This is a genomic window from Polyangiaceae bacterium (assembly GCA_015075635.1).
Lineage (GTDB): Bacteria > Myxococcota_A > Polyangia > Polyangiales > Polyangiaceae > JADJKB01.
Genome location: JABTUA010000002.1, coordinates 2634599 through 2652959 on the forward strand (window position 1 = coordinate 2634599; position 18361 = coordinate 2652959).

Consider the following 18361-nt stretch of genomic DNA (forward strand, 5'->3'; position numbering starts at 1 on the left):
AGAAAACCGCCTAGCAGACGCCAAGGGCGCCAAGTTCGCCAAATCAGAAATCTCTGAATTACAGAATTTTTGATCTGCGAGCTCTGCTTGGCGAACTTGGCGTTGTTTCTGGCGTCTTGGCGGTTCTCTCCCGATCCGTGACGACACCGGAAGAGATGCGACCATTCATGAGCCGGAGGGGTGGGCCGGCGCACTCCGTCGTCCGGTGGAGGTATTCGCCGACCGCTTCCTGAGCGTGTCTCGACGGTTACCGCGAAGCAGGCAGGGCGCGGCCGCAAGCGCGGGGCGCGACAGACCAGACCCGAGTCAGAAGCTCAAGTCGCCGGAGAACAGGAAGGTACGCCCGTTCTGGGTGATGCGGCGCTGAGTGAACTCGGGGGAGAGCGGCAGCGAGTAGCGCCAGTCGAACGCGTTGTAGACGCCGGCCGCCCAGCGCAGGCCCCAGTGGGCCTCGTAGCCCGAGAACACGACGTCCCAGACCGCAAAGCCGCCCGTGCGCCGCTGCGGCTCGGGATCCGCGGCGTCCTCGACGCGATCGTAACGGGGGCCCTCGATGGTCAGGCGCGAGCCCAGCGTGACGTTGCGCGCCAGGATGGGCACCGCGCCCTTCAGCGTGCCGAGGTGCTCCGGCGCGTTCCCGACCCGCCGCATCGCGGGATCTTGCCGGAGGTTCACCAGGTCGTCGAAGGACTCCCCGGCCAGCATCGTGGAGCGCGTGTAGGTGTAGCTCGCGCCGAGCATCCAGCCCTGCCGCCACTCGCGCCGGACCTCGGCCTCGACCCCCACGGAGGCGAGCGGCGTGCCGCGGTTCACGTAAGTCACGGGATCCGCCGCAGTGCCGCTGCCGGCTTGGTCGATCAGGTTCGTGACGTAGTTTCCGAAGGCCGAGACGGTCCCCGTGACCGTCGGGCCGAAGCGGTGGGTGTGCTCGAGCTCCAAGGAGTAGATGCTCTCTGGATCGAGATCCGGGCTGGCGATCTGCGTGGCGCCGCCGTCGTTGTAGTAGAGCTCGTACACGCTCGGCGCGCGGAAGGCCTTGCCGCCCAGGAGCTTCAGGTTGCCGTCCGCGTACGGCCGGAACATCAGCGCGACGCGCGGGTTGAGCGAGTTGCCGAAGGTCGAGTAGGCGTCGAAGCGCGCCCCGGCAGACACGCGAAACGGCGGCGCCAGAGTCGCGTCGGCGAGCAGATACGCCGCTCCGACCTGGTACGGGCGTCCGTTGTCGCCCTGCTCGTCGAGGAACGCCCCGGCATCGTCCGCCGCGCGCTGATCGACCTGGTAGTGGTACTGCCCTTCGCCGCCGAGCGTGAAGCGCCAGTCGGGGCTGGGCTCGTACACCACCCGCTGCTCGAGGCCCACCCACGAGCCGCGGAAGGTGTCACGCTCGAGGCCGCCGCCCGCGGCGTCGCGCGCGTATTCGCCCAGGAACCTGTAGTGGTTCAGATGGGCGCGGGTGAGCAGCGTGAGCTCCTTGCCGAGCCTGGGCTCGGCGCTGGCCTCGAAGAAGAGCCGCGTGTCGCGCTGGTGCGTGCGCGGGTCGTCGAGCAGCGTGCCGTATTGACCGGTGGGCAGCTGCTTGTCGTGCTGGTGATACGACCACTGGGCGCTCAGCGACTTCCACCACGCTCGGCCGGCGAAGCTCCCGGTGCGGAAGCCGTCCACGTCGCGCGCGTTTCCGGCCACCTCGGGCGGCGTGGTCGCCACGTACTCCGGGAAGTAGAAGTCGCGACCGCTCGAGCGCGCCCCCGCCACGCTGGTCCAGAGCCCGCCGTCGTTGCCGAAGCGGACGTTGGCGCGGGCGCGCCCCCGCGCCACGCCGTCGAGGTTGGTGGACGCGCCGACCTCGCCACCGGTCGGAACGCCGCGCGAGCGCGTGACCAAGTTGACCACTCCGGAGAACGCGTTCGTGCCGTAGAGCACCGAGCCCGGGCCGCGCACGACCTCGATGCGCTCGATGTCCGCGAGGTCCGTGCGCGCGTCGTAGCCGACGTAGGAGGAGCCGATCCAGTTGTCGTTGGTGGGCATGCCGTCCACCAACACCAGCACCCGGTTGCCGTAGCTCCCCAGCCGGCCGAGCCCGCGCATGCCCACCGAGACGTAGGCGCGGTCGTCCCACTGATAGACGCCCCGGACGCCGCGCATCGCCTCGGCGATGGTCGGGTAGGCCATGACCTGGAGCTCCTTGCCGGCAATCAGCGAGACTGAGCTGGGCGCGTCCTCCACGTTCTGGGTCGTGCGCGCGGCGGCGATGACCTCCTCGGACTGGGTGAGCGTCAGGTCGATGCGCGTCTGCTCGTCCTTCTTGACGACGACCTCGCGCTCGACGGTGCGAAACCCCCTGAGGCCGATGCGCACGCGGTGCCGGCCCACTTGCACCTTGGCGATGGTCGGGGTGAAGCCCACCGGCTTGTCGTTCACCTCGATCAACGCTCCGGGCTCGTCGGTGCTCACCACGAGCTCGCCCATCAGGGCCTGGACGTCCGGGCGGACCACCGTAGTGCGCCTCGGACGGACCTCGACGGGCACCGTCGCGGTGCGAAACCCGGGCCGGCCGACGAACAACGTGTGGGGCCCTGGCGGCAGATCCAGGCGGCACGGCGCCGTGCAGGCTGGAGCCCGCCTCTCGTCGTCGACCCGCACCAGCGCGCCCATTGCACCCTCGACGGACAGCGTCCCGAGGATCTGCTTCAGCGCCAGCTTCACCTGAACCGTCTTGCCGGCCTTCAGGTCCTTCACCTGGGTCTCCGCGGGCTCGTAGCCAGGCGCATCGGCGATGATCTTGTAGCTGCCCGCCGCGAGCCCGAGCTTCTTCGGGCTCTCGCCCCGGGGACCCAGGTCTTTTCGATCGACGTAGAGCGTGGCACCGGGCGGGTCGGTCACTACATCGACGACGGCTACCTGGGCCTTGATCTGCTCGATCGCGTCCTCGATGCGCGCGCGGGCCGCGGCGTCTTTTTCCGCGTCGAGCGCGCTGACGAAGTAGCGATAGGCCTCGGGATACTGGCGCAGCTTCTCGTAGGTGCGCGCGATGTTGAACACCACGTTTCGGTTCGGCACGAGGCGGTTGCTGCCCAGAAAGTTCTTCAGCGCCTCGCGGTACTCACCGCGTTGATAGGCCTCGGCGCCGAGCTGAAACAGCAGATCCGCTTCGTCCGCCGTGTCGTCCGCGTGCGCCGTGTGGGCGGAGGAGAGCCAGGCCGCGGCCACGGCCAAGAGCACCCCGAGCGCCTGTGATCTCATCAGCGGCTGAGCCGAATGTCCGTACTCGGCTTGCCAGCAGTATCAGGCGCGGGTTTCTGCGTCGAGGGCTTCCCGGCGCCGGCGTGGGTCCGGCCGGCGGGCTTGGCGGTGGCGCTCGGAGCCGGCTCCGCTTCGGCCGACGGCTCGGGAGCCGCGGCCTCGGCCACGAGCGGCGCCCGCACCTTCACGTCCGTGGCGGAGTCGCCCTGCTCGACTCGGTACGGCTGGTGGCCAGCGAGCCTCAGCGAGAACGAACGCGGCGCCGTCTTCACGCTCGCGCGCTCGACCGGCAGGCTGAGCGGCGTCTTGCCGAGCACGCGATCGCCCTCCAGCACCTCGGCACCGGGCGGCTCCGACTCCAGCGTCAGCGAGAAGCTCGGCGCTGGCGCGGGCGCCGGTGTGGCGGCCGAGGCCGCGCCCTTGCCCGACGACCCGAGCGAGCCGACGCCGACGGCGAGCCCTACGGACAGCACGAGCGCGACGCCTCCGCCGATCACCAGCGGCAGGCGCGAGCGGCGCGGGGCGGCCATTCCGGTCGCCGCGAATGGAGCGTCCGATGCCGCGTGAGCAGACGACGCCGTCCTGACGGCGTCCGCGTAGTTCATGGTGCGCGCGTCCGGCGCCGAGCGCTGGTAGCGCTGAGTCGGATCGGTCTCCATCTTCTCGCGCGGCGAGCTGCCGGTACCGAGCAGGCCTCCGGCGACGTCCACCGAGCCGCTCGAGCCCAGCGGGACGCGCGCCGAGGCGGGCTGCGGCGTTCGCAGCGAGCCCGGAACGGCAACGGCTTCGTAGCCGAAGCGCGCCGAGGTCGGGCCTCCGGCGGAGACCGGCACCGTGGGCGCGTAGTGCCCCAGGAAGGGCAAGAGCACCGCGCGCAGCTCGGCGACGCTCTGGTAGCGCAGCGCGGGATCCTTCTCGAGGCAGCGCGAAACGATGGCCACGAGCTCCGGCGGCACGTCGGGCCGCGCCTCGGAGAGCGACTGCGGCTGGTCCGCCGCGATGGCAGCGCAGATCGCCGGCAGCGATTCGCCCCGAAACGCGGGCTTGCCGGACAAGAGCTCGTGCAAGATGACGCCGAGCGACCAGATGTCCGAGCGACCGTCCACGCTCTTGGCGTCGCGGACCTGCTCCGGCGACATGTACATGGGCGAGCCGATCATCGCCCGCGAGGTGGTCAACGTGCCTTCCAGCAGCGGATCGTGGGAGGCCTTCGAGATGCCGAAGTCGAGGACCTTCACCCAGGGCCGGCCGTCGTTGCGCTGGGTCAAGAACAGATTCGACGGCTTCAGATCGCGGTGGACGATGCCGGCGCCGTGGGCCTCGCCGATGGCGTCCGCGGCTTGCAGCACGAAGTCCACGGCCTGCTCCACCGGCAAAGGTCCGCCGGTCTTGACCACGCGGCGCAGGTCCTGCCCGCTGAGGAGCTCCATCACCATGTAGGGCAGGCCGGACTCGAGCGTGTCGACGTCGTAGATGCGCACGACGTGCTCGCTCTTGAGGCCCGCGGCGGCGCGCGCCTCGCGCAAGAAGCGCGGGATCGCCGCCTGCGAGTCGTCGTCCACCTCGACCGGCAAGAGCACCTTGATGGCCACCTGCTGGCCGAGCTGGAGGTGCTTGGCCGAGACGACGACGCCCATGCCACCGACGGCGACGAGCTCCTCGACCCGGTACTTGCCCGCGATGACGTCGCCCGCCGTCACCGGCATGCCGGGTGGGAAGGGGCGCTTGGCCGCGGCGGCGGGGCTCATCGGAGTGAAATAGTCTACGCGCCCTCCGTGGCAGCGTCCACCAGCACCGGCGAGAGCACGGCCGCCAGGTCCTTGGGCGAGATCTCGACCAGGAAGCCGCGCGCGCCGCCGTTGATGTAGATGCGCTCGAGCTCGAAGATCGTGCGCTCCGCGTACAGCGGCAGACGCTTCTTCAGACCGAACGGGCTGGTGCCGCCGACCAGGTAACCGGAGTGTCGCTCCGCCGTCTCCGGCGCGCACGTCGCGACGCGCTTCTTGCCGATCTGACGCGCCAGGTTCTTCGCGCTGACCTCGCGGTCGCCGTGCATGAGCACGCACAACGGAGCCTTGGCTTCATCCTCGAAGATCAGCGTCTTGATCACCGAGTGCTCGTCGACGCCGAGCACCTCGGCGGAGTGGCGCGTGCCGCCGTGGGGCTCGTAGGTGAACAGGTGGGGCTCGAAGCGGACCTTGGCCGCGCGCAGCGCGCGAACGGCCAGCGTGACCGGGTGCGGTGTCGCCATGCCTCAGGGACCGAAGGCGTAGTTGGGCTTCTGGCCGTCGCTTCCGAGCCGGACCGCGTCGAACGCCTGCACCGAGTAGGGTGCCGCCCCGCCGCCGCCGGCGCCCGCGTTGCCCGCCGCCCCGCCCGAGCCCGCACCGCCGGCTGCGGGGTTGGTCTTCTCCTCGGACGAGCAGCCCAAGGTCGCGAGCGCGATTGAGAGCAGCGGCAACCACCAACGCAGCATGTCCCGAACCTAGCACGTCAACGCGGCCGCTCGCGGCCCGCGCGTTCGCAGATGCGATCGTACACGCGGCGCGCCAGCGGCAGATCCATGTCGCGGAAGTTCTTCGGGTTGTGCCAGAACTCCTCCAGGTGCCCGCGGCTCTGGCGCTCGTAGACGTGCGCCTTGATCATCATCTGGAGCTTGTCGGCGGCCTTCACGATGCGCGCCTCGAGGGACTCGCCAGCTTCGGCCTCGCGCCAGCTCGAGTACTGCTCATCGGGCAGGAGCTCGCGGGCCAGGCGCGCGTCCACCTCGTCGAGAGCGCGCTCGACCTCCGCGCTCTTCACCGGCATGGGCACGTCACCGGTCCGCGCCTCGGGAGCGTCGTGGACCAGCGCCATGCGCAGGACTCGCTCACCATCCACGACCTGGCCCTCCTCGCGCAGCGCGTCCGTGAGCAGCATGGCCACCAGCGCCACGCCGAAGCTGTGATCCGCGATCGACTCGCAGGGGCGGACCCCGCGGAGCAGCCAGCCCGTACGTGGTAGGTCGGCGAGTGGGTCCAGGCGAATCAGGGTGTCGATGATGCGATCTTCGACCAGCACTGCCGGAGCTTACCCCGGGCGGGCCGCTCCAACAGATACCGACTGTCCGCGCCTTTGATTTGCCGCTACGAGTCGAGCTACGGTCGCATGAGCTTGAGGGTCTGGTTCGCCATCGCCGCGTTCGCGCTGATGCTCCATGCCCGGGGTGCGGCGGCCGCACCGCCGGCAGAGCCCCCGACCGATCCGCCGCTCCCGAGCGGAGAGAAGCGCCCCGTTCCGGACTACGACGGACGCGGCGACGAGCCCACCCGCCCGGGCGACGTGCTGCTCTGGATCCCGCGCATCGTGCTGTCGCCGCTCTATCTGGTGAGCGAATACGTGGTGCGGCGGCCGCTGGGCTGGGCCGTGTCGGAGGCGGAGAAGAACCAGGTCCCGCAGAAGCTCGTGGACCTGTTCACCTTCGGACCCGAGAACAACATCGCCGTCGTGCCCACGGGGCTCGTGGACTTCGGCTTCCGTCCGAGCGTGGGCGTCTACTTTCGCTGGAACGACTTCCTGGCCCGAGACAACAAGCTGCGCGCCCGCGCCGCCACCGGCGGCGTCGACTGGTGGCTGTTCACCCTGGCCGATCGCGTGGAGGTCGCGCCGGATCAGGAGCTCGGCCTGCGCGCCGAGTATTCCATCCGTCCCGACTGGGTCTTCCACGGGCTCGGCCCCGAGTCGGGCGAGGACGAGGCTCGCTTCAAGATGCGGAAGGCCGAGGTCGGGTTCCGCTACGACGCCGAGCTCTGGCGCTCGAGCGCGGCGTCGAGCTTCGTGGGCGTGCGGGACGTGAGCTTCGACCCGAGCACGGGCGCGTTCGACGACCCGACCGTGGGCCGAGAGATCGCCCGCGGTCGCTACCCGGCGCCGCCGGGTCTCGACGACGGCTACACGGTGTTCGTGCAGGGTCTCAGCCTGGAGCTCGACACCCGGCCGCGCCGGATGCCCGACGACCTACCGGAGGGCAGCGACTACGTGTCCCCCCCGGGCAGCGGCGTGCGGCTCCAGCTCCGCGGCGAGCACGCGGCGGGCCTACGCGACGCCCCGGGGCCGGGCCCCGAGCGGCAGCACTGGCTGAAATACGGGGGCACGCTCGCCGGGTTCGTGGACCTGACCGGGCAGCAGCGGGTGCTGGGGCTCTCCTTGATCGCCGACTTCGCCGAGCCCCTGAGCGCCGGCAGCGAGATCCCCTTCACCGAGCAGGTCTCCCTGGGTGGCCCGCGCCCCCTCCAAGGCTTCCTGGAGGGCAGGCTGGTCGGGCGGAGCGACGCGGTGGCGCAGCTCGACTATCAGTACCCGATCTGGGTGTGGCTCGACGGCGCGCTGCACTACGCGGTGGGCAACGTGTTCGGTGACGATCTGGAAGGCTTCGAGCTCGAGCTCCTGCGCCAGTCCTTCGGCATGGGCGTGCGCTCGACCGGGAACCGCGATCACGCCTTCGAGCTCCTGGTCGCGTTCGGGACCGAGACCTTCCGCAGCGGCGGGGAGATCGAGCACGTGCGCCTGGTGGTGGGAGCGACCAGTGGCTTCTAGGCTGCGCTCCGCGCTGGCGCTCTTGCTCGTGGCCACAGGCTGCGGCGGAGGGACGCGGCTCTTCCCACCCAAGGAGCCGCTGTGGCGCGATCCGGATCGGCGCCCCTTCGAGGCCGAGCCGGCGGAGTACGAGTCGCCGTTCGCGTGGGACGCGGCGAACCAGACGGTGTTCCGCCCCATCTCCCGCTTCTTCGCGGTCGATCCCGCGGGCGAGGCGGTCAACGTCAACGCGCTGGACGAGGTGCCGGACTCGAGCTGGTTCGAGAACCGCATCGGGCGCTTCGGCCTGTCGCCCGCGGCCGCCGCGTCGGGTCCCTGCAAGTCCCCCTTGCCGGACCGCAAGGGTCCCTGGGTGATCAAGGCCGCCAAGCCCAACGGCTTCAACCCGGGCTTCTTCATCAAGGCCAGCGACGGCAAGCGCTACCTGATGAAGTTCGACGGCGTGGTCGAGGGCACCCGCCCGACCGCCGCCGACGTGGTGGGCACGCGGCTCTTCCACGCGGCGGGCTACCACGTGCCGTGCAACCGCATCGTGTACTTCGAGCGGTCCATCTTGCAGATCGACCCCGAGGCCAAGAGCGAGAACGAGCGCGGCGAAGAGGTGAAGCTCGACAGCGCGGATCTGGACAAGGTCTTCTCGAAGGCGCTGCGCGTGCCGGACGGCCGCTACCGCGCCAGCTTGAGCCTGTTCATCGAGGGCAAGCCGCTCGGTCCCTGGACCTACGAAGGCCGCCGCGACGACGATCCGAACGACGTGGTGAACCACGAGGACCGCCGCGAGCTCCGCGGCCTCGGGGTGATGGCAGCCTGGCTCGGTTGGTTCGACACCCGCGAGCAGAACACCATGGCGGCCTGGGTGAAGTCGGGCAATCGCGGCTACGTGCGCCACTACCTGCTCGACGTGGGCAACGCCTACGGCAGCATCTGGGAGCCGCCGATGATGGGCCGCCGCATCGGCCACAGCTACTACCTGGATTTCCCCTACGTGGTCGAAGACCTCTTGACGCTCGGGGTAGAGGAGCGGCCCTGGGACCGCGCCCGCTTCGGGCGCACCGGCAAGGTGTTCTCGTACTTCCGGGTGGAGGACTTCGATCCCGATCTGTTCCGCCCCGGCTATCCGAACCCCGCGTTCGTGCGCAAGAGCGAGCGCGACTCCGCCTGGATGGCGCGCATCATCGCGCGCCTCTCGGATCGGCACCTTGAAGCGGTCGTGAGGACCGGCCTGCTCGTGCCCGAGTACGAGTCCCGGTTGCTCGAGGTGCTGCGCGGCCGGCGCGACGTGGTCCTGCGGCGCTACCTGTCCCGCTTGTCGCCCCTGGCGTGGCCGGAGGTGCGGCTGCGAGACGGCAGAGCCGAGCTCTGCCTGGAAGACCTGGCCCTGCACGCGGGCGTCGCGCCGCGCTCGACCCGCCTGTACGCCGCGCGCGCCTACCTGGGCTCGTCGTTCGAGCCGGCGGACATTCCCAGCACGCGCTACTCGACCGACGGGCGCATCTGCGCGCCTTTGCCCAACGCCCAGCCGGGCTCCTCGACCATTCCCGCGCCGCTGCTCGTCGACCTGACCGCGGTCACGCGCGGCGAGAGGCCGACGTTCCCCGCCAGGGTTCACCTCTACCAATACGACGCGGGCCTCTACCGCGTGGTGGGCCTCGAGCGACCCGACTCCCACGAGCCGCCGAGCTGATCGTGACTCCGTCCGACCTTCCTCACGAACGCACGCCGCTCGAGCGCGTGCTCCGCGTCGTCACGCGCGTCGAAGCCGGCGAGGGCGTGACCGCGCTGCTCCTGACGCTGAACGTGCTGGTCCTGATGACCGCGTACTCCGCCATCAAGCCGGTGCGCGAGGGGCTGATCTTGGCGATGAAGTCCGGCGCCGAGTACAAGTCGTACATGAGCGGAGCCATCGCCGTGGCGCTGCTCTTCGCGGTCCCCGCCTACGCGCGCTTCGCCGATCGGGTGCCAAAGCACCGCCTGGTGGTCGGTGTGACGCTGTTCTTCGCGTCGAACCTGCTCTTGTTCTGGGCGGGCAGCTCGTTCGAGGTCGTGCGCGCGCGCCTGGGCCTCGTCTATTACGTCTGGCTCGGCATCTTCAACATGATGGTCGTGGCGCAGTTCTGGGCCTTCGCAAACGACGTCTACGCCGAAGAGCAGGGCAAGCGCCTGTTCCCGCTGCTCGGGGTCGGCCAGACGGCGGGCGCGGTGCTGGGGGCAGGCCTGTCCGTCTGGCTCCTGGCTCGGCTCGGGGTGTTCGCCATGCTCCTGGTGGGCGCAGGCCTGCTGGTCCTGACGGCCGCCTTGACCCAACTCGTCCACACGCGCGAGAGCCGCCGCTCTCCCGCAGAGCGGGAGCCGCCGGGAGATCGGAGCGGCGCGTTCGGGCTGGTCCTCGGCAGCACCTACCTGCGCCACGTCGCGGCCTTCGCGCTGCTCTTCAGCTTCGTGAACAGCAACGGGGAGTACATCTTGGGCGCGCTGGTCAAGCAGGCCGCCGATCAGGCGGTGGCCTCCGGGAGTCTGGCGCCGGACGCGGTCAAGGAGTGGGTCGGCGACGCCTACAGCCGCTTCTACCTCTACACCAACGTGGCGACCGTCAGCTTGCAGGCCCTGGTCGTGTCGCGCTTGGTGCGCGTGTGGGGGCTCGAGCGGGCCTTCTTCGTGCTGCCGGTCATCGCGCTGGTGGACGCTCTGGGCGCGGCGGCCGTCCCGCTGCTCGCGGTGGTGTTCGTGGGCAAGGTCGCCGAGAACGCCACCGACTACTCGCTCAACAACACGCTCCGGAACATGCTCTGGCTGCCGACCACGCGCGACATGAAGTACAAGGCCAAGCAGGCCATCGACACCTTCTTCGTCCGAATGGGCGACGTGGGCTCGGCGCTGGTCGTGTTCGCACTGGCGCGCCAGCTCGAGCTGGGCGTGAGAGCGTTCGCGCTCTTGAACCTCTTGCTCTGCCTGGCGTGGCTGCTCTTGGCGCGGCGAATCGTCCAGGGCTACGCCGAGCTCTCCGCGCAGGGTGAAAGCGCGCCGGCACGAGCGCCGTTGTGAGCGCAGAGCCAATGACCTCACGCCCGCTCCGAAGCTTCGCTCTCGCCCTGTGCCTGGCTGCCTGCAGCGCCGGCTCCCCACCCCCAGGACCCGTCGTGGCCGAGCCGCCCCCCGCGGATCCCAACGCGCCGGTAGCGAGCCCGCCCGTCGAGCCCGCCGACCCGCCGGCGGCGTCGGAGCCCGGCTTCCCCGGCTCGAGCTGGCGGGTCACGGACCTCGGCGTCTCGGTCCCCGAAGAGTGGCGGAGCTGCAATGCGTCGACTGACTGCACCTTGGTGGTCACGACCTGCTGCGACCAGTGCAACGGCGGCAAGGCGGTCGCGGTGAACGCGGGCCACGCCAAGGACGTGGCCGCGAAATACCCCAAGAGCTGCCAGAACGTCGCCTGCACCGAGCGCGGCTGTCTGACCCGGGCGAGCTGTCAGGAGAGTCGCTGCGTGATGGAGTGGCAGAGCGCCACGCCGTGAGCTGGCTCGTGACGAGCTTTCGTGTGACAATTGCGTGACGAATCGTTGACGAAGAGCGCCACGCATCCCCACTCGGAGCCGAACGCAACCGAGCCGCGCCCCTCTCTACGAGCGCCCGAACGCCCGAGCGACTGGGGCTCCCTCGTCGCCAATCTGTCTCGCGGACGCGACGAGCCGACCTTCCACGTCCATGACAAGACGCACCTCGAGCTGGCGATCGACTACCGGATTCGGCCGGGTCGCGCTCTCGAGTCGTTCGTCTGGGAGGCCTACTTCTTCGCGCCGGAGAGCCTGCGCCTGGACAGCCGCACCTACGACAAGACGGACATCTACACCGATCTTCAGAGCTACGTGCGCTTCGAGGTGCCGGACGTCGCGTTCGGCGACCTCGCCGGCGAGCCCATCGACAAGATCCGAACGGCGCTCGAGGACAGCGACGAGGCGGCGGTGCGGGAGATGCGCCTGTTCGCCTGCCAAGTGCGCGCCGCCGGGGTCGAGCTCCGAGCGCGCATCGTGGACGCGCTCGACGCCGGCGAGCCCGAACGCGAGCGGGCCGAGCAAGCGGCGGCCCGCATGGTCGCGGAGTGCCAGCGCATCACGCCGAGGCTGCGCGAAGCCTTGGCGCCGGCGGCCGAGCGCGGCGATCCGCTCGAGACCGCCGCGAAGTGGGTCGAGGAGGACGTCTCGCGCCTGACCGAGACGCTGCTCGCCACGGTCGCGCAGCGCCTCGCGCGGGCCGGAGCGGCGGAGTCGCTGGTAGAACTGGTCGAGCGCGCGGCGGTGGCGGAGGCCAGGGAACGCGAGGAGCACGGCATCGGTCACACCGGACGCCTGGTGATGAACGCGCGCGAGATCGAGGCGCTGGAGTTCCGGCGCCACTTGCTCAAGCGCTTCACCTCCTCCGTGCTCTGGCTCAGCCCGGAGGTGCGCCCCGCCTCGACCTGGGTGCGCGAGCTCCTGTATGCGGTGGCGGCGTCCGTGGCGATGGCGTTCGCGCTGGGCGCCGCCGTCTGGAACGGCTTCCAGGTCGGCTCCGAAGGCCTGATGACCTGGGTGCTGGTCGGCGTGGTGGCCTACGCGGTGAAGGACCGCATCAAGGCCCTGCTCCAGTCGAAGTTCTCCAGCGTGGTGGACCGGCACTTCCCGGACCGGCGCTGGCGCATCCGCGACCGCGAGCGCGGCGTCGTCCTGGGCGAGATGAACGAGCAGAGCGGCTTCATCCCCGTGGCCGATCTGCCCGCGCCCGTGCTCGTGGCCCGGCGCCTGACCCGCCGGCACGAGCTGGAGGAGCAGGCCCGGCCGGAGACGGTGCTTTTCCACAAGAAGGAGGTGGAGGTCCAGGCCCAGCGCGTGGCGCTGGCCGACCCGCGCTTCTCGGCGCTGACGGAGATCTTCCGCCTCGACGTGAGCCGCTGGCTCTCCCACACCGACGATCCGAAGCGGGACATCGTGTTCGCCGATCCGATCGCCGGAAAGATCGGCTCCGCCAGGGCACCCCGGGTGTACAACCTGGCGGTGGTGTTTCGGCTGCGACGCGAGGGCGAGGACTCCGCGCCGTGGCACCGGCTGCGCGTCGTGGTCTCGCGTAAGGGCATCCGGCGCGTCGAGCGCATCGCGTGAGCTGACCCTCACCCCCGCCAGCGCCGCGCCGCTGCCCCGAGCTCTTGGGCCAGCGAGGGGAACTTCTCCTGCCGCGCCCAGCTCTCCGCAGTCATGCCGTGCCGGTCCAGGAGCGTGGGGTTGGCGCCGCGCTCGAGCAGCACGCGCGCCACGCGCTCCCGCCCCTCCATGGCGGCCTTCATCAGCGCCGTGTGTCCGTCGGCGGTGGTGGCGTCGATGCGCGCTCCGCCGTCGAGCAGGCGGTGGATCACCTCGGGCTGATCCTCGGTCGCGGTGAGGGTGAGCGCGGTGTTGCCGGCCACGTCGCGAAGCTCCGCGCTCGCGCCGCCGCGGAGCAGCGCCGAGACCGTCGCCGCGTGGCCCTGCCAGCTGGCCACGATCAGCGCGGTCTGGTCGGCGATCCCGGCGTGATCCGGGTCCGCGCCGGCCGCGAGCAAGCGCTCGACGATGGGAGCGAAGCCTTGATCGGCGGCCAGCACCAGCGCGGTCCGGCGCTGGAGGTTCTCGGCGTGCGGGTCGGCGCCACGTTCGAGCAGGAGCGCCACCACCTCGAGCTTGCCGGCGAACGCCGCGTGGATGAGCGGCGTGCGGTCGAAGGCGTCGCGCGCGTCCACGTCGAAGCCGGTGTCGAGCAAGCGGCGCACGGAGGCGACGTCACCTTCGGTGCAGGCACGCCGCATCTCGCTCGTCCGAGCCCGCTCGGCGCGCGCGCTCGGGGCCAGGGCGTCGTCGAACCAAGGCGCCGACTGGATGGCCTGGATCAGCTCGATGGCGCGCGCGCTCGTGGCGTCGTCGTGCTGGCCGCGGAGCTCGTCGAGCCCGGCGACCAGGAGCGCCCGGACCTGGCCGTCTCCGCTCTGCTTCTGGTTGTCGAAGAGCGAGCGGTAGGCGTCGAGCAGCTCTCGCCCGTCGTGTCGCTCCCGCCCCAGCTCGAGCAGGCGCGTCGCGAACCGGGTGTTCTCGCCGTCCTTGCCCAGGCGCGAGAGCAGCGCGCAGACAGTGCCCGCACACTGGGCTTCCGCCAGGGAGGCGCCGCTCGAGCGGCGGATCGCCAGGCAGCGCTCACCCCAGAGGAGCACGCCGTCGAGGCGCCCGAGCTTCTGCGCCACCTCGGAGGCCAAGGAGCACAGGTAGGAGCCGTTGGGCTCGGGCAAGGCGAAGCCCACCCCATCGCTCCGGTTCAGGGCTTCCCAGGCTCCCTGCCAGTCGCCGAGGGCGTGCGCCGACTTGATCTCGTAGAAGCGAGCCCAGCCGAGCTCGAGGGGGTCGCGGGTGTCCACCTCGGCGAGCTCGTGGCAGAGCGCTCGCGCCAGGTCGCGCACGCGCGAGTGGTCACCCGCCCGCGAGCAGTCCGAGATCGTCGAGAGCGCCTGATTCACGTCGATGAGCTGCATGGCTCACGCGGAGAGCAAACGCCGGGCCATGGGGATTTCCACGGCCTGCCCGCGCATGCCGGCTGCGGGCGTGCACCATTCGGAAGCGAACGCTCCCGGCGCGTGCAGGTGGTAAGCTCTCGGCCGTGCTCTGCCGCGCGCTGCCCATGCTCGTTTGCATCTGGCTCACTGCTGCCTGCTCCAGCGGCGATCCCAACGTGCCCACCTCCTGCCAGCCCGGCGAGGTCGGCACCTGCAAGGGACCGAACGACTGCCCGGGCACGGCGGTCTGCAACGCCGACGGCCTCGATTTCGGGCCGTGTCAGTGTACGAGCGACGCCGGCTCCGACTGACGGCTCACTTCAGCTTCGCTGACGCGGACAGGGCGAGGGCCTTGACGGCGTCGAGCTTGGTGGTCGCGTCCGGGGAGATGCCGACGGTCGAGTAGCTCAGCTCCGCGACCTTGGTCCCCTGCATCCACGACACGTCCACGCCCCAGGTCGGGTCCGACTCGACGACGCCCTTGTCGCCGATGGCGAAGGGCTCGGCCTTGCTGCCGGGGACGTAGTACTGCTCGCCCTCCCAAACACGGAACTGCAGCGTGTGGCTGTTCGCGTTGGCGTCCGCCCAGCCCCACTGGCACTCGCCCAGGAGCGCCGGATCCACGCTCGGTGCCCCGCTCTCCTTCTCGGCCGTCTGCCCGAACAGCGAGCTCGCGTCGTCCGCCGTGACCACGGCGCAGGCGTCGATCTTGTTCGAGCCGCCGCCGCCCCCGTTGCCGCCTTCGTCGCCACCACAGCCGGTGGTCGACAGAGCCAGCGTCAAGAGCACCCCAATCGTCTTGTCGCGCATGTCTTCGGAGGCGAGGACCGGATTCGAACCGGCGTGTGACGGTTTTGCAAACCGTTGCCTAACCGCTTGGCTACCTCGCCGCGGAGCCCCGGTGGATAGCGCCCCCCGCCGCCTCGGTCAACTCCCCGTGACATCCTCGTGAATTCGACCGGGAGGGTTCTCCCGGGACCCGGTCGGTGTTAGCTCGGCGCCTCGAATGGCCGGCACCTCCGCCACTGCCAGCACGCCCTTCCTGAAGCACACGGACGCGTTCCGGCGCCGGCGTTTCCTGAACTGGTTCCCGCTCGGCGTGACCTACGCGCTCCTTTACATGGGGCGGTACAACCTCACCGTCGCGAAGAACTCGCTCGGCGAGCTGATGACCAAGGAGGACTTCGGCATCATCTTCGGCGCCGGCACCTTCGTCTACGCCTTCGCGTTCCTCCTGAACGGGCCGCTGGTGGACCGCATGGGCGGCCGAAAGGGCATGCTGGCCGCCGCGCTCGGCTCGACGGTCGCGAACCTGGCGATGGGGGTCTACCTCTACCAGGTCGTCGCCTCGGGACAGGCGACCACGGCACCGCTGCGCCTGGTGTTCAGCTTGCTCTACGCGCTGAACATGTACTTCCAGAGCTTCGGCGCCGTTTCCATCGTGAAGGTCAACGCGCACTGGTTCCACGTCACCGAGCGCGGCGGCTTCTCCGGCATCTTCGGCACGATGATCTCGAGCGGGATCTTCCTCGCCTTCACCGTGAACGAGCTGCTCTTGAAGGCCGCCCAGCGCGTCTGGCCCGAGGCGCCCGGACCGAGCGTGGCCTGGGTGGTGTTCGCGGTCCCCGCGGCGCTCCTGGCGCTGTTCTTCGTGGTCGAGCTGTGGCTGCTCCGGGACCGCCCGGGCCAGGCGGGGCACCAGGACTTCGACACCGGCGACGCCTCCTCCGGCGACACCAGCTCGGCGCCCACCCCCGTGATGGAGCTGTACAAGCGCATCCTCACCCACCCGGTGATCATCACCGTGGCGCTGATCGAGTTCTGCACCGGCGTGCTGCGCAACGGCGTCATGCACTGGTTCCCGATCTACGCCAACGAGATCTGGGCGCTGCCGAACGAGCACGCGCTGCGTGGCGGGGCGCTGCTCCTGGCCATGCGCGACGGCACGTGGTCGCCCCTCTGGCCGGCCCTGCCCTGCTTCGGCGTCGCGATCGTGTCGGCCTTGCTCGCCAAGCGCGCGCACGGCACGCGCCGCGGCGCATACGCCGTGGGCGCCGCGCTGGCCTTCCTCGCCCCCTTCCTCCAGGGCGGGTGGGGAGGCCTGCTCATGGTCGCCGGCGTGATCGGCGGCAACGTCGCCGGCTGGGTCAGCGACCTCTTCTTCCAGAGCCGGCGCGGTCCCGCCGCGGCCTTCTTGTACGGCCTGCTCGCGGTGTGCGTGCTGGGGATGGGCTTCTCCCTCGCGGTGCCGACCAACGTGGTGGCCTCGGCAGATCCCAAGAGCGGCCTGGTCGCCGGTGACAAGATCCTGGCCATCGGGGCCGACTCGGCGGTGAGCGGCTGGACCGAGGTCAGGAACGCCGTGGCCTGCGTGCCGGCCATGTGCAAGGACTCGGGCTGGGACGGCGAGAAGTGCATGTGCGTGTCCGCGCTCGCCGCGAAGCCCCAGGAGCCGCGCGAGCCCGTGATCTCCGCGCGCGTGGAGCGCGGCGGCCAGGTCCAAGAGCTCGCGCTGCCGGATCCGAAGGCCAGCCAGCGCGCCGGCGACATGCGCTTCTTGAAGGCACGCCCGGTGCTGCCGCTCAGCCCCTACGTGCTCGGCTGCCTGGTGTTCGTGCTCAGTTTGTGCGTGATCGGGACCCACGGCCTGCTCAGCGGCACGGCCACGATGGACTTCGGCGGGCGAAAAGGCGCAGCCACCGCCGTCGGCGTGATCGACGGCTTCGTCTACCTGGGCACGGCGCTTCAGTCTGTCGCGCTAGGCTTCTTGACGACCAAGTCGTGGACGTATTGGCCGTGGTTCCTGCTGCCCTTCGGCGTGATCGGCTTCTTGCTCTCGTTGCGGATCTGGAGCGCGAAGCCCAAGGCTGGCGGCGGACACTAGGGGGTGTCCCTAATTCGCGCTCGGCTGGCGGCAGCAAGCGCCACGCGACGCTTCCGTTCGGTCGAAACGGCCGGCGCCGGCCCCGGCCGGTCTTCGCACGCACGCCTCACTTTCGGATCGAGATCCGATCATGACCAGGCTGTCCAAGTGATTCCGGGGCTCGGCTGACCGCCGAGCGGGGCGAATCGAGCCGCTCGGTCGCACACCGAACTAGGGACACCCCCTAACGCCGCTCACTTCTGCGGGCTGTCGAGATCCTCGGCTAGGTAGGACAGGATCACCTCGTCCAGCGACTTCTCGCCGATCAGCGGGTCGCCGAAGATGCTGCGGTTGTCGGGCGGAGGCGCGTCGCCGAAGATCGAAGCGGGGCGCGAGATCGAATAGCGGCCAGGCGGCGCGTCGCCGCCCGGCGCTGCCCGGCGGCGCATCAGGGGCGAAGGGGCGCTGAGCGGGGTTCCGAGCGGGGTCGCCGAGCGGGGGACCGCGACCCCAGCGGCCTTCGCGGCCATGGCCTCCACTGCCGAGCCGATCGAGTGCGAGGGCGGCGGCGGGGTGGGGATGCGCGGCCGTGCGGGCACCGGCACGTGCACCTGGGGTTCGGGCTCGGGCTCGGGCGGCTCGGCCTCCGCGCTGGCGATTTGCTCGCGCCACTCGGCGGGCATCGGTGTGGCGATGCGCGCCGCGACCTCCTCGGGGCTCGGCTGAGCGATCGGCGAAGAGGGCAGCTCCTCCGCTACTGCCGGGCTCGGTCGCTCCGACTTGGGCAGGGGGCCGAACGCGGCCTCGATCACGTCGTCCAGCTCGCCGGCGCGCAAGGCGACGAACATCGCCTTGTGCTGCTCCTTCATCATCCGCTTCACGGTGGCGGCCATGTCGGCGTTGCCGACGTGCTCGGAGTAGTCCGTGCGCACGCTCTTCAGGATGCGGCCGCCGTCGCCGAACAGGTGAGTGAAGATGTGCGGCCGCTTGACGCCGCTGTCCTCGGTCTGGATGTGGAAAATGCGCCCGTGGTGCCGCACGTTGTTGTTGAACCCGAGCATGGGAGGCGGGGTCTTGGACACGTGGGAGCTCCGACCGAACGAAAAAAGCGTATCACGGGCGGGTGCCCGGCACACCAC

15 protein-coding genes and 1 tRNA gene are annotated in these 18361 nt (G+C 70.3%); 7 read left to right on the forward strand and 9 right to left on the reverse strand.

What is annotated here, in order from left to right; genetic code table 11:
- Positions 1 to 306: 306 nt before the first annotated feature.
- Genes HS104_28020 through HS104_28040 form a run of 5 tightly spaced genes read right to left on the reverse strand, consistent with a single transcriptional unit; the run spans position 307 to position 6300 of the window.
- Complete coding sequence (locus tag HS104_28020; GenBank protein MBE7483798.1) at positions 307 to 3240, reverse strand: TonB-dependent receptor; 2934 nt, start codon at positions 3238 to 3240, stop codon at positions 307 to 309.
- Positions 3240 to 4988 carry a serine/threonine protein kinase gene (locus HS104_28025; protein MBE7483799.1) on the reverse strand — a complete coding sequence of 583 codons (1749 nt, stop codon included), beginning with the start codon at positions 4986 to 4988 and terminating at the stop codon, positions 3240 to 3242. The genes HS104_28020 and HS104_28025 overlap by 1 nt, the downstream gene beginning before the upstream one ends.
- A gap of 14 nt (positions 4989 to 5002) precedes the next feature.
- Positions 5003 to 5491: a Cys-tRNA(Pro) deacylase gene (ybaK, locus tag HS104_28030; GenBank protein ID MBE7483800.1), complete on the reverse strand. Its 489-nt coding sequence runs from the start codon at positions 5489 to 5491 to the stop codon at positions 5003 to 5005.
- A 3-nt stretch (positions 5492 to 5494) separates the two neighbouring features.
- Positions 5495 to 5716 (reverse strand): hypothetical protein, encoded by a 222-nt coding sequence (locus tag HS104_28035; GenBank protein ID MBE7483801.1) that lies wholly within the window; start codon positions 5714 to 5716, stop codon positions 5495 to 5497.
- Positions 5717 to 5733: 17 nt separating this feature from the next.
- Entirely contained in the window at positions 5734 to 6300 is a 567-nt protein-coding gene (locus HS104_28040) for an HD family hydrolase (GenBank protein MBE7483802.1), read from the reverse strand.
- A gap of 87 nt (positions 6301 to 6387) precedes the next feature.
- Between HS104_28040 and HS104_28045 the strand changes: the two genes are divergently transcribed.
- From HS104_28045 to HS104_28065, 5 genes are all read left to right on the forward strand, one after another.
- Positions 6388 to 7815, forward strand: coding sequence for a hypothetical protein (locus tag HS104_28045; GenBank protein MBE7483803.1), 1428 nt, complete (start codon positions 6388 to 6390; stop codon positions 7813 to 7815).
- Positions 7805 to 9499: a hypothetical protein gene (locus HS104_28050; protein MBE7483804.1), complete on the forward strand. Its 1695-nt coding sequence runs from the start codon at positions 7805 to 7807 to the stop codon at positions 9497 to 9499. The genes HS104_28045 and HS104_28050 overlap by 11 nt, the downstream gene beginning before the upstream one ends.
- 2 nt (positions 9500 to 9501) lie before the next feature.
- Entirely contained in the window at positions 9502 to 10857 is a 1356-nt protein-coding gene (locus HS104_28055; GenBank protein ID MBE7483805.1) for a translocase, read from the forward strand.
- A gap of 95 nt (positions 10858 to 10952) precedes the next feature.
- Positions 10953 to 11324, forward strand: coding sequence for a hypothetical protein (locus HS104_28060; protein ID MBE7483806.1), 372 nt, complete (start codon positions 10953 to 10955; stop codon positions 11322 to 11324).
- Positions 11325 to 11369: 45 nt separating this feature from the next.
- Positions 11370 to 12944 carry a hypothetical protein gene (locus tag HS104_28065; GenBank protein ID MBE7483807.1) on the forward strand — a complete coding sequence of 525 codons (1575 nt, stop codon included), beginning with the start codon at positions 11370 to 11372 and terminating at the stop codon, positions 12942 to 12944.
- An 8-nt stretch (positions 12945 to 12952) separates the two neighbouring features.
- Here HS104_28065 and HS104_28070 read toward each other — a convergent pair whose 3' ends face one another.
- Positions 12953 to 14338 carry an ankyrin repeat domain-containing protein gene (locus HS104_28070; GenBank protein MBE7483808.1) on the reverse strand — a complete coding sequence of 462 codons (1386 nt, stop codon included), beginning with the start codon at positions 14336 to 14338 and terminating at the stop codon, positions 12953 to 12955.
- 125 nt (positions 14339 to 14463) lie between these two features.
- Between HS104_28070 and HS104_28075 the strand changes: the two genes are divergently transcribed.
- Positions 14464 to 14670, forward strand: a complete 207-nt coding sequence (locus HS104_28075; GenBank protein MBE7483809.1) for a hypothetical protein — start codon at positions 14464 to 14466, stop codon at positions 14668 to 14670.
- 4 nt (positions 14671 to 14674) lie between these two features.
- On the opposite strand, the gene HS104_28080 is transcribed toward HS104_28075, so the two are convergent.
- Both HS104_28080 and HS104_28085 read right to left on the reverse strand, forming a co-directional pair.
- Positions 14675 to 15169, reverse strand: coding sequence for a hypothetical protein (locus HS104_28080; GenBank protein MBE7483810.1), 495 nt, complete (start codon positions 15167 to 15169; stop codon positions 14675 to 14677).
- An 8-nt stretch (positions 15170 to 15177) separates the two neighbouring features.
- A tRNA-Cys gene (locus HS104_28085) sits at positions 15178 to 15249 on the reverse strand.
- A gap of 116 nt (positions 15250 to 15365) precedes the next feature.
- On the opposite strand from HS104_28085, the gene HS104_28090 reads away from it, so the two are divergent.
- Positions 15366 to 17243 carry an MFS transporter gene (locus tag HS104_28090; protein MBE7483811.1) on the forward strand — a complete coding sequence of 626 codons (1878 nt, stop codon included), beginning with the start codon at positions 15366 to 15368 and terminating at the stop codon, positions 17241 to 17243.
- A 233-nt stretch (positions 17244 to 17476) separates the two neighbouring features.
- Here the strand turns inward: HS104_28090 and HS104_28095 are convergent, their stop codons facing one another.
- Entirely contained in the window at positions 17477 to 18304 is an 828-nt protein-coding gene (locus tag HS104_28095) for a hypothetical protein (protein MBE7483812.1), read from the reverse strand.
- Between the last annotated feature and the right edge of the window lie 57 nt (positions 18305 to 18361).